This is a genomic window from Prevotella scopos JCM 17725, assembly GCF_018127785.1.
GTDB classification, from domain to species: domain Bacteria; phylum Bacteroidota; class Bacteroidia; order Bacteroidales; family Bacteroidaceae; genus Prevotella; species Prevotella scopos.
Genome location: NZ_CP072390.1, coordinates 854727 through 866898, shown reverse-complemented (window position 1 = coordinate 866898; position 12172 = coordinate 854727). Strand labels below are relative to the sequence as shown.

Below are 12172 nucleotides of genomic sequence, written 5' to 3'. Positions count from 1 at the left end.
CTTTCTATCAATAGTGTGGAAAGTATATTCAAACATTAACAGTTGGAGTCAATTGGAGAGTCGCCATTTATGACAAACTTCAGCCAGAAAAAGAACAAAACCTCTCGTATAATGGACCTTACAATAATTGTCCGAAGCCTCCGGACAAAATGTCCGGACGCTTCGGAACAACAGTCCAGGTAGCACGGACAAATATTATAGTACTTAAGTGAGTATCAAGAAAGTAAACAATTGTAGTAAAGTGCATTGACCATAGGATTTCACGCGGGACAGAAAAAGATTCACGAGGTACAAGGTGAGAATCACAAAAAGATAAGCATATTTGATCGTTTCAAGTATAATCGATAAGAAAAGTATTTACTTGAAAAACTATCTTTAGCTCATCATCATAGTTGATAATACAACATTACCCATTGCAGGATTCTCTATATAACGCCATTAAAAACAACAATAAACCAGTCATCTCACCTTGAGAATACTCTAATTATTGTTAATTTAGTAAGAAATATTATCGAGAAACATGTTACATAACATTAAAATTTAGTAACTTTGTACCCGATTATGCCGTTGTGGGCTCAGAACAAGTGCTGGATAGATGCTCAGCCGCCCAACGGTACAAACCCGTTTACAATAAAATAATGTACGCAATTGTAGAAATTAACGGTCAGCAGTTCAAGGCTGAGGAGGGCAAGAAGCTCTTCGTAAACCACATCAAAGATGCGGAAGAAGGCAAGGCTGTTGAGTTTGACAAGGTTCTGTTGGTTGATAACAACGGAACAATCACAGTAGGCGCACCAACTGTTGAGGGCGCAAAAGTAGTAGCTGAGGTAGTAGCTCCTCTCGTAAAGGGCGACAAGGTTATCGTCTTCAAGATGAAACGTCGTAAGGACTACAGAAAGAAGAATGGTCATCGTACCCACTTCACTCAGGTAGAAATTAAATCAATTAACGCTTAACAAGGAGGACTTAAGAATGGCACATAAAAAAGGTGTAGGTAGTTCTAAGAACGGTCGTGAATCAGCTTCAAAGCGTTTAGGTGTTAAGATCTGGGGTGGCCAGAAGATTATCGCAGGTAACATTATCGTTCGTCAGCGCGGTAATAAGCACTTCCCAGGCGAGAATGTTGCACAGGGTAAAGACGACACATTGTATGCTCTTGCAGACGGTGTTGTTTACTTCCACAAGGGCAAGTACAATAAGAGTACTGTTTCTGTCCTTTCAGAGGAGGTTTACGCTGCAAAAACAGTAAAGCCAGAAGCTTAAAGCAAAACAAACAACTATTCCAAACAAACAACATAATCCCGGTCTCCTGTTGGAGCCGGGATTCATGCTTTTATAAAGGTAACTATAAATATACTACAGAAAACAAAAGAAGGGTTCGATAAAAAAAAGTATGAAAATTACTTTAACTAGCATATTTTTGTTTGAATCATTGAATAAAAATAGTGTTTCAAATATTTAGAATGACAAGTGTTAAGTGATGGTTGTTGAAGAAATGACACACTGAGCCACTGAGAAAACAGAAGTTTTGCTAGATACAAAGATATGGTGGTCACAGAGGCAACTCATAAATCTTAGTCCCTATCATTTACGATAGGTGCTTAAAATGTTATTATTTATTAAAATGCATGAGATGTAAAAAATGGCAGCAACTTAAAAATAAAACTAATCTCGTACTTTAAACGATTATTCCTTTCTTATTTTGGAATACTTGTTATTCCAAAGTTTGAAAGTACTTTTTATCATTAACCTTTTATGTAGCTGTTTCCACACCCTTTTCCTACAGAACCAAAATCTAGCTCCTATTCCCAAATCTTTGAGGCAAGCTTTACAAATTCAACCTTACCATCTATATAATCAGCAAAATACTCTGTAGCAGGTACGCCATCAGGAAGACTGCATGAGCCACATCCGCCACACGATGGTGATTTGCAGTTAAATCGTTCCTGTATAAATTCCATACGCTCCTCACGATTTGAAAATTCTATTTGTGGTGCTAACATTTTATCAATAATGAGTTTTAAAATAAACTTTCTATGTTTGTTACTTTTGACCTACAAACTTACATAAAATATTTGAGATAAACTGAAACATTTACAAAATGTACTAACATTGAAAGCAAAAAACACTTTATAGTGCGTCTTTTAATTGTGAAAAAAAATCTAACTTCAACAAGTGAGGGTGTTCGTACTCCTCTACTACTTCATGCAACCAGATAGTATGAAATGGAATATGTGCAGCCCAACCGCCAAGTTTCAAAACAGGTTCAATATCTGAACGAAAAGAATTACCCACCATTAATAGTTGATCAACACCGACAGAAAATTGCTCACACAACTGATGATATGACTTTTCTGTTTTATCTGAAACAACGATGATATCATTAAAATAAGTACTTAACCCCGAACGATGAAACTTATTCTTTTGATCAAGTAATTCGCCTTTCGTAAAGACAACCAAATTATATTTCCCTGATTCACGTAGAACCTTCAGCGTTTCTTCAACGCCATCCATGGGCTTTGCAGGTAACTCAAGAAGTTCTTTACCTAATGCGATAATCTTCTTAACCTCATTAGCTTTAAGTTTTCCTTTACTTACTTCTATTGCATTCTCTACCAAAGAGATTAAAAAAGCCTTACTACCATAGCCCAAGAGTGGCATATTAGCTGTTTCAACTGCAAACAAAGTTTTGGACACTTCCTCTGCAGGGGCATAAACGCTAAGCAACTTGCAATATTCCTTCTCAATTGATTCAAAATAAGTTTGACACTCCCACAAAGTGTCATCAGCATCGAAAGCTATTAATGATATATTTCTCATAACTTTATTATTTTCACCTACAAAAATACATCATTTAAACCTGCGCAACAAATAACAAGGGTAAAATAATCTTTATTACAAAACAAACTTCTACTTTGTTTTCTCTATATTCATGATTAACGTTACAGAATATTATTTCATCAACGCTACCAAACTATCACTTTACTAGATTTCAGGAAGATTCAATCTAAAAAAGATTCAGCCTACTAATAAAACTTCAAACCCTTATACCATCGATGTTCCACACAAAATGATACACAAAATTAGTAATTTATCCAATATTTTTTAGTTCAGATTTTCTTTGTTGAATGAATAGTTTTATATAAATTTGCAGCACGAAGTTTATCAAAATGGAAAACTTTTCGAGTAATAAAATGAAAAAAGTTATCCAAAACGGATAACTTTTCAATCAAAAGAAGTTACTTAAAATAACTTTTTCAAGAACAATAACAAAAGAAAATCAAACACCTAAAAGATAAATTAACAATGGAAATGAAGAACTTTACAATCACAAAACGTGATGGGTCAAAGGATCGGTTCTCCCTCGACAAAATTATGAATGCTATTCTCAAGGCATTCGAAAGCGTCAATGAACCTACTGATTTGGGTACTTTATCAAAAATCATCGCTAACTTAAATATTCAAAACGACATCAAGGTAGAAGACATCCAAAATCAGGTTGAGTTGGCACTTATGAAAGAAGGCTATTATCAAGTAGCAAAAAGTTTCATTGTCTATCGTCAGCAACACACAGAAGACCGTGAAACTCTTGAAAAGATGAAATTTCTTTCTGACTATTGTGTTGCATCAAATGCAGCTACAGGTTCAAAATTTGATGCCAATGCAAATGTTGAACATAAGAACATTGCAACACTTATTGGCGAACTTCCTAAGCAAGGCTTCATTCGTCTCAATCGTAGATTACTTGTTGATCGTATCAAAAAGATGTATGGTAAGGAGCTAGCTGATGAATACATTGATCTCCTTAATCACCATTTTATATATAAGAATGACGAGACAAACCTCGCCAACTATTGTGCTTCCATCACAATGTACCCTTGGCTTATTGGAGGTACAAATTCAATTGGGGGCAATTCGACAGCGCCAACAAATCTGAAAAGTTTCTGTGGTGGCTTTATTAATATGGTATTCATGGTCTCATCTATGCTTGCAGGTGCCTGCGCAACTCCAGAGTTCCTGATGTACATGAACTACTTTATCCAAAAGGAATATGGTAAAGACTACTGGGAGCGTGCTGATGAAGTTGTTGATCTTAGCCTAAGAAAGCGAACCATTGACAAGGTGATTACTGATTACTTTGAACAGATAGTTTATTCACTGAACCAGCCTACAGGTGCTCGCAACTATCAAGCAGTATTCTGGAACATTTCTTATTATGACCGCCCATATTTCGAGTCACTCTTCGGAAACTTCTATTTCCCAGATGGATCACAGCCTGACTGGGAGAGTCTTTCATGGTTACAGAAACGCTTTATGACTTGGTTTAACCAAGAGCGTCTAAAGACTGTTCTCACCTTCCCTGTAGAAACAATGGCTTTGTTAGCAGAGAATGGTGATTGCAAGGATAAGGAATGGGGTGACTTTGCCGCTAAGATGTATTCTGAGGGACATAGTTTCTTCACATACATGAGCGATAATGCTGACTCACTCAGTTCATGCTGCCGTCTGCGTAATGAGATTCAAGACAATGGTTTCTCTTATACACTTGGTGCTGGTGGCGTCTCTACAGGCTCGAAAAGTGTATTGACAATCAACCTCAATCGCTGTATTCAGTATGCAGTTAACAATAACCTTGATTACAAGGAGTATCTCACGCATATTATCGAGTTGTGCCATAAGGTACAATTAGCATACAACGAAAATCTCAAGGAGTTACTGCGTAATCACATGCTCCCACTCTTTGATGCTGGATACATCAACATTGATCGCCAGTATCTCACTATTGGTATCAATGGTCTTGTAGAAGCAGCAGAATTCATGGGACTTGACATCACACCGAATGAAGAATATAAGAAGTTCGTACAGACTGTACTTGGATTGATAGAAACACAGAATAAGGCTTTCCGTACAAAGGAAGCTATGTTCAACTGTGAGATGATTCCTGCAGAGAATGTCGGAGTAAAACATGCTAAATGGGACTCCGAAGATGGGTATTTTGTTCCACGCAGTTGCTATAACAGCTATTTCTATCGTGTTGAGGACAACTCGTTGACAATTCTCGACAAGTTCAAACTGCACGGAGCACCTTATATAGAACATCTAACTGGTGGTTCTGCACTTCACATGAACCTCGAAGAGCACCTCTCCGAACCACAGTATCGCCAGTTGTTGCGTGTCGCTGCACAGGAAGGTTGCAACTACTTCACATTCAACATTCCAAATACCGTCTGCAACGACTGCGGTCACATAGACAAACGTTATATGCACGAATGTCCACATTGTCATTCTAAGAATGTTGATTATCTCACTCGCATCATTGGTTACATGAAACGTGTTAGTAACTTCTCTGTACCTCGCCAAGAGGAAGCACACCGCCGTTTCTATGCAGGAGAAGATAAATATACAGTTAATACAACAAATGAGAAGTTATGTAAAGAATCGGTTACTGAAACCAAGAACGCATAACAGGCATTATTGTAAAAACGCTTTAACTTACTAATAGGGCTGACAGCCTTCACGTCTAATACCCCTAAAATCATTTACGGACACACGCTTATGTGTGTCCGTATTTGTTTATATTCCTCTTCATAAATTTTATGCTGCAACTATCAAAAATAAAATCCAAGTATCCACAAAACTACTTGTTTGACACACAACATTGTTAAAAAGTTCACCCTACTACCAATAAAGTAACTAATCTTTTATTTTGGTGTCCTCGGATTTGGAGCATTACCCTTGAGACCTAAAAAGAGCTATTCCACATTTATAATCATCGATTTTACATAGATCCATCCAATCTGCTTCAAATTCATGCAACGAATGAAATGTAAGTACACATGAATCTCTGTCTATGGTTAATATAATTTCATATCCACATTTTATTTCTTTTAGTATATTCTCCAATCTATCTGCGAAAATAAAAGCATTTGATACTATATCCTTACGACAAAAATCTTCAATGTGGACATTATTGAGAAAACATTCATATGCCGTCATATCATCAAACATATCTAATGTTATATGTGGATTATTGACATAAAAACGTTTAAAGAAAACACATTGTCCATTGACAGTGATTCCTTCTTTTAAAAGATACGCAAGTCCTTTGGACAGCTTATTTGAAATAGGCTGTCTTTTCAGAAAGAACATCATTTTTTTATTAAATACTATCATTCTCAAAGATATTTTTGTCCTTTTTATGGTACGTTGGGCATCTTTGTTCTCAAGTCATTAGTGTCCCGTTAAAATCGGGACATTAATGATATACTAAAGTTTTCCACCCTAATAAATAGATAGAAAAATAACAGTTTGTCGAATTTTCTTTGTAAATTAGTAATTGCAAACAACTGATTTTAAAGACAAGACAACAAAACTGTTATGGAAGCAAAAATAGAGAAAATAAGTGAGTTATCCAAACGTTTGAGTGTTAAAACTCGAGTGAGTGATGATTTATTTCCTCTTTTTGGTAAGCTTGGCATCGGTCACCTATTATCTCGCCTGTCATTGGAGAAACAGGACGGGGGCTCCGCTTCGGAGTTGATTCTTTCTCTTTGCCTCTTCCGCATTGTCGGTGAGAGAGCATCAACCGTATATGCAAACACTTCCACTGCATGACATATGTTACCCTGCCTGGTTTGGCACAATCAGCGTGCGCACGTCTTCAATACTTCACCCATCTTACCATGGTAATACTCGATAGCGCCGCTGCCGTTCTCACGAATTCTTATCATGGACAAACCATTTGTTGTTCATAAGTAAATTAAGTACCTTCTCATTATTAAATTTTTCAACTTGAAAAGAAAAAGTCAAATATCCCACATCAACATTATTATGAATTAACCATTCAAACGTTTCGTCAAAAATAGTTAACCCTATCATATAATAAAGATTGATGCTTTCCTTACTATGTCCTCGTGGAGTATAAGTCTTGTTACCTTTCATAAACTCTATAAAATCTTCTCTTGAAAACTTAGAATATTTTTCATTTAGGGCTATATCATATCCTTTTGTCAAATAGATAAAATTAGAGTCTATGTTTTGAAACAAAGGCATAAAAATTGGGTCTAAGAAATCGACAACTGGCCATTTATATTCAAAATTAAATGTTTTTACTTGTTCCTGATTAGTGACGAAACCGTCAATATCTAATTCGTATATTTTATATAGTTGCTCTGTTATACGCGAATCAATAACACTTTTCATCATTATTTCCTATTTATATAACTATTTAGCGATAATGAACGTTGAATAGTTACAAATTCTTTGTAACTTGTTAGAAATCCCTAAAGTTTCACTTGTGTCCTCTAATAACTTTACCGCTTTCTTTTTTCCTTGATTGTTAAATCTCCAACTCAATCATAAACCCCAAGAGAAGAGTATAGAGTCCGCCTCACTTTTTGATATTACGACATCAATACTATTATATAATTTTTTAATTTGAGAAGGGCTGTTACTACTATTGTAATTTCTTTTAGCTGTATGATAGACGTATTCCCATTTCTTTTTTTCGAAATAGTATGTAGTAGTCAAAGATTCTCGTATACTTCCATCTATCGTCATATAAGTTTTGTCTCCCATATATATATCACTTTCCCAAATTAACCTATTGTTCTTTATTAAATTACGTTTTTGAAAATAAAAAGGTACTCCGTCCTTTTTTTGCGGATTAACCCAAGTTCCCCCCTCAGATGTATAGGAGGGGGAGTATTTCCAAGAAGAATCTAATAGAGGTAACTTTATAATACTCCTTTGGTTGTTAAAATTTATGCCATATCTATTCTTTTTTTCTGCACAGCTAAATATTATTAATATGACACATAAAGAGCAAATCATACATTTTAGTCTTTTATCCTTACTGTTTCTGTCCATTTCCAAATTTCTTTAATGTTACCACCAAGTCTTATACCTTCTCCTCTCATTTTGTTGGTTATAATTAAGTCATAACATCCATTCATTTGAAAGCGTAATACATTTTCCAATACGAGATGAACCAATAGCTTTGCCAGTGAATTTTATAATATCAGGAGTAATTCCGTTCTTGTGGTAGATATAAGAATGATATACATTACATTTTTCTTGGTAAGAAACAAATTCTATTTGCCCACTATAATAGTTAATATTTCTTACCATTCTACAATTTGTTGTTTTAAGGCTATTTATCACACTGTCAATATCACTTCTTTGAATATTAATATTATATCTTAAAAGGATTTTCTTACACATCTTAAAGTTAGTTCTAATATTACTCAAAGAGATTTGTTTTCTTTTGTCATCTATTATGTAAGGAATAATGTCAATATTGACATCATCTTTACATTTATTTAATGAAAAAACAATCTGTTTATCTTTGCTATTGACAATATTTTGACTGTTGTAAAAATTAATAAGTACGTTAAAATACTTTTCGTTATTTTGAAAATTGGCAATAAAGAATTCCCTTGTGCAAGGATTGGGGTTCTTGCATGAAAACATCGAAAATACCATAATAAAAAACACGCACACACTTTTCATATATAATCACGATTAGGATGGTATCCAACGTAGCGAACAACGTTGGATGCCACAAGATATTTATTTGATTTTTTTTACTAAAGTTCCCCATCCAAATAAATATAGATAGAAAAATAACAGTTTGTCGAATTTTCTTTTTAAATTAGTAATCGCAAACAACTGATTTATAGACAAGACAACAAAACTATTATAGAAGCAAAAATAAAGGAAATAAGCGAGTTATCCAAACTTTTGAGTGTTAAAACTCGGATGAGTGATGATTTATTTCCTCTTTTTGGTAAGTTTGGCATCGGTCACCTGTTATCTCGCCTGTCATTATAGATGACACCATGCTTCGGAAAAGTGGCGTGAGAAAGGAAGATATCAGTCGTGTTTTCGACAATGTAAAAGACAGGTTCGTATTGGGCTACAAACTATTACTTTCTACATTCTTTGACGGCAAGACAACCATACCCTGTGATTTTTCACTGCATCAGAAAAAGGGGAAAAAAGAAACTAAGCAGTATCTCGGATTAGGTGGTTATCAAGGTTGCGACTTCAATGGTCAGATAGCCGACGCTACGCTGTGTTACCTTACATATACCGTCATGCCCTTGGAAAAGAGATTCACAGAATATCAAATCATGGAAGAACTCTTTTCGGATATGGAGGATGACCTCATGGCACTCATGTTATGGAAGAGAGTTCTTGCCTGTATTGAACACATTCTTCGTGTTTTAGGAGAAACGCTTGGGATGACGCCCCAACACCTTATGGCTACAATCAGCGGAAACGACAAAGAGATGAGCAAAATCCTTTTAATGGCTGAAGCATTGGAAAAATGGGACGAAGTATGTGAACAGTCTGCATAACTTCTGTTAGTCATGTGTTAAAAGTCAATAGATATGGAGGACGACAGGCAAAGAGGAATGAGAAAAACCTGTGTTTGAAGGGGTGGGGAACTTTAGTTATTTTGATAATTCCCATTTTAGAGCATTATCTCTGAAATTGAACATATTAAAAATACTCCTCAATTAGCCCACTTAATCTGGAATCAGTAACCTCTTTTGCAGTTATTAACTTCACTATTTATTCTTTAGTATAACCACTTATATTTTTTATATACGCCCATCTTGCCTCAAATTTAATTTTATCACAATTCGCTTTATTCGTAAGAATAATGATATGTTCGTTTCCTCGTAAACTCTCTATTGTAAAACTATAATTACTTCCATTATCTATATTAAAATTTATAATCTTCACCCCTATAAAATCAAATTCAATTTGAACTGTATTTACCTTGCGGTCTAACCATTTTAAAGGTAATTTTTCTGGAAGTTCTGATGTATCTAATGTTAGTATAAGTTCGAGGTCTTCGCCTGGAACTACGATAATTTTTATTATTTCTACATCTTGGAGTTGAGGTATATTTTTATATAGTGCTGTTAGACTACGTACATTTTCAAATCGTGTTATGTCCATCATTTATTTTATGAGATAATGTTTACTTACTTTGGGATTTCAATGTATATAACTAAAGTTTCCCACCCTAATAAATAGAAAAATAACAGTTTGTCGAATTTTCTTTGTTAATTAGTAATTGCTAAACAACTGATTTTAAAGACAAGACAACAAAACTATTATGGAAGCAAAAATAGAGAAAATAAGTGAGTTATCCAAACTCTTGAGTGTTAAAACTCGGATGAGTGATGATTTATTTTATCTTTTTGGCAAGTTTGGCAATGGTCACTTGTTATCTCGCCTGTCATTACAGATGACACCATGCTTAGGAAGAGTGGCGTGAGAAAGGAAGATATCAGTCGTGTTTTCGACAATGTAAAAGGCAGGTGCGTATTGGGCTACAACCTGCTACTTCGTGGACGATGTCATATCAACTGTGTCAACGGCTAACACAATAAACTCATATAACCGCTGTTATATCAGCATACTTAGATTTAGCAAATGACACAAGACGAGTACGCCGAGATGTTGTCTCAGGCAAAAGAACAGTTCAAACAAGGTACTCCTTTGTTTGGTAAGGATGGTGCATTCCATCGTGTATTGGAAGATTTCCTCAATTCAGCTCTCGAGTGTGAGATGGACTCTCACCTTTATAACACTAAGACATCCACAAAGATTAATCGCCGTAACGGCAAGATGTCCAAGGAGGTTCAAACAGAGTATGGTCCTGTAGAAATAGATACTCCACGTGACAGAGAAGGGAGTTTTACCCCTGAGATTATCAAAAAACGACAGACGATATTAGCAGAAGGTTTGTCCGATAAGATTATCAGTCTTTATGCTACAGGTCAGAGCATGTCTGACATAAGTAAGTTCCTTGAAGAGAACTATGGTACCAAGATATCCAAAGAGACAATAAGTAACATTACGGACAAGGTCTGGCCTGAGATAAAAGCCTGGCGCACACGCTCTTTGGAAGAAGTCTATCCGATAGTTTGGATGGATGCTATCCATTACAAGGCACATGACGACACGGGTGCTACAACATCTCGTGCAATATATAATGTCATTGGTGTTGACAAGGAAGGACATAAAGATCTTCTGGGTATGTATGTATCTCATAGCGAGGGCGCTAACTTCTGGCTCAGCGTACTTACAGACCTTCAAAACAGAGGTGTCAAAGACATTCTTATAGCTTGTGTAGATGGCCTTACGGGCTTCCCAGATGCCATCCAGAGCGTATTTCCTAAGACGGATGTACAGCTATGTATTGTACATCAAATCCGTAACTCAGTGAAGTATGTCGCCAGCAAGAATCAGAAGGAGTTCCTAAAGGATTTGAAGATGGTTTATGCTGCACAAACTAAGGAGAAAGCAGAGATAGAACTCGATAATTTGGAGAAAAAGTGGGGTAAGCAATATCCTATCGTCATCAAGTCGTGGCGTGACAAGTGGGATAACCTCTCACACTATTTTGACTATACGGAACCTATCAGACGTATCATGTATACTACCAACATTGTAGAAGGTTATCATCGTCAGATACGTAAGGTAACAAAGACAAAGGGAGTTTTCCCAACTGACGAAGCTCTCTTCAAACTCGTATATCTTGCCTATCGTAACATCAAAAAGAAATGGACTCAGCCATTGCGAAACTGGGGCCAGACAGCCCAACAGTTCGCTATAAAGTTTGGCGACCGCTTCCAATTATTATAGGTTCATGAAGTTAGGCATCCGGAAATTAGGCAGTTCAAAAATACTGTCGTATCTTTGCAACACCAAGAGAAGATGCGATGGTTTATACCACCAGCAAATTAAAAATCAGGCTGGGCATCGAGCCCAGCCTGATTTTACCAAGAGAAAGACTGCTCCGGTTTGCCCATCAGCATTACTCATGCTCCTAAAGAAATGAAGCCAATGACACAGTTCAGATGACGTACCCACTTCGTGCATTCTTTGACAGCAAGACAACCATACCCTTTGTTTTTTTATCACTCCAGTCCAATTTGACAACTTATAGCTAAGTGAAAAGTACTCCATCCCATTGGTGTTAGTACTTCGCACCAATGGTGCTTACCAACAGCACAATATGTGCTAAGCAACACTACAAGTATTTTAAAGTTTCTATATGCAAACTTATATCAAGATGTAAAAAATGAATACTCATCTCAAACATTCGAATAGTTTAATCATCCTTCTTAAACACAATCATTTGCGATTC

Annotated in this window: 10 protein-coding genes and 3 pseudogenes; 7 read left to right on the top strand and 6 right to left on the bottom strand. The window is 35.9% G+C overall.

What is annotated here, in order from left to right:
- Positions 1–638: 638 nt before the first annotated feature.
- Together rplU and rpmA are read left to right on the top strand one after the other, a co-directional pair.
- Positions 639–956 (top strand): 50S ribosomal protein L21, encoded by a 318-nt coding sequence (rplU, locus tag J4856_RS09015; protein WP_025839751.1) that lies wholly within the window; start codon positions 639–641, stop codon positions 954–956.
- 16 nt (positions 957–972) lie between these two features.
- Positions 973–1263 carry a 50S ribosomal protein L27 gene (rpmA, locus tag J4856_RS09010; protein WP_004361192.1) on the top strand — a complete coding sequence of 97 codons (291 nt, stop codon included), beginning with the start codon at positions 973–975 and terminating at the stop codon, positions 1261–1263.
- A 539-nt stretch (positions 1264–1802) separates the two neighbouring features.
- Here rpmA and J4856_RS09005 read toward each other — a convergent pair.
- The gene (locus tag J4856_RS09005; protein WP_234967316.1) at positions 1803–1961 is read right to left on the bottom strand and encodes a hypothetical protein; all 159 of its coding nucleotides are present in this window, start codon (positions 1959–1961) and stop codon (positions 1803–1805) included.
- A 169-nt stretch (positions 1962–2130) separates the two neighbouring features.
- On the bottom strand, positions 2131–2820 hold the full coding sequence (locus tag J4856_RS09000; protein ID WP_025839749.1) for an HAD family hydrolase: 690 nt from the start codon (positions 2818–2820) through the stop codon (positions 2131–2133).
- A gap of 486 nt (positions 2821–3306) precedes the next feature.
- Here J4856_RS09000 and nrdD point away from each other — a divergent pair, with 486 nt between their 5' ends.
- Entirely contained in the window at positions 3307–5466 is a 2160-nt protein-coding gene (gene nrdD / locus J4856_RS08995) for an anaerobic ribonucleoside-triphosphate reductase (RefSeq protein WP_025839748.1), read from the top strand.
- Between the two features lie 264 nt (positions 5467–5730).
- On the opposite strand, the gene J4856_RS08990 is transcribed toward nrdD, so the two are convergent.
- The gene (locus tag J4856_RS08990; protein ID WP_025839747.1) at positions 5731–6174 is read right to left on the bottom strand and encodes a hypothetical protein; all 444 of its coding nucleotides are present in this window, start codon (positions 6172–6174) and stop codon (positions 5731–5733) included.
- A 204-nt stretch (positions 6175–6378) separates the two neighbouring features.
- Between J4856_RS08990 and J4856_RS08985 the strand changes: the two are divergent.
- Positions 6379–6602, top strand: a pseudogene (locus J4856_RS08985) (IS4 family transposase); the annotation flags it as partial.
- 112 nt (positions 6603–6714) lie between these two features.
- On the opposite strand, the gene J4856_RS08980 reads toward J4856_RS08985, so the two are convergent.
- Both J4856_RS08980 and J4856_RS08975 read right to left on the bottom strand, forming a co-directional pair.
- Positions 6715–7206, bottom strand: coding sequence for a hypothetical protein (locus tag J4856_RS08980; RefSeq protein WP_025839745.1), 492 nt, complete (start codon positions 7204–7206; stop codon positions 6715–6717).
- Positions 7207–7356: 150 nt separating this feature from the next.
- Positions 7357–7869 carry a hypothetical protein gene (locus J4856_RS08975; RefSeq protein ID WP_234967315.1) on the bottom strand — a complete coding sequence of 171 codons (513 nt, stop codon included), beginning with the start codon at positions 7867–7869 and terminating at the stop codon, positions 7357–7359.
- Positions 7870–8700: 831 nt separating this feature from the next.
- Between J4856_RS08975 and J4856_RS08970 the strand changes: the two are divergent.
- A pseudogene (locus J4856_RS08970) lies at positions 8701–9362 on the top strand (hypothetical protein).
- A gap of 217 nt (positions 9363–9579) precedes the next feature.
- Here J4856_RS08970 and J4856_RS08965 read toward each other — a convergent pair.
- Positions 9580–9975, bottom strand: coding sequence for an Imm50 family immunity protein (locus J4856_RS08965; protein WP_025839741.1), 396 nt, complete (start codon positions 9973–9975; stop codon positions 9580–9582).
- A 157-nt stretch (positions 9976–10132) separates the two neighbouring features.
- Between J4856_RS08965 and J4856_RS08960 the strand changes: the two are divergent.
- Both J4856_RS08960 and J4856_RS08955 read left to right on the top strand, forming a co-directional pair.
- A pseudogene (locus J4856_RS08960) lies at positions 10133–10365 on the top strand (IS4 family transposase); the annotation flags it as partial.
- A gap of 111 nt (positions 10366–10476) precedes the next feature.
- Positions 10477–11667 carry an IS256 family transposase gene (locus J4856_RS08955; RefSeq protein WP_428842427.1) on the top strand — a complete coding sequence of 397 codons (1191 nt, stop codon included), beginning with the start codon at positions 10477–10479 and terminating at the stop codon, positions 11665–11667.
- Positions 11668–12172 lie beyond the last annotated feature (505 nt).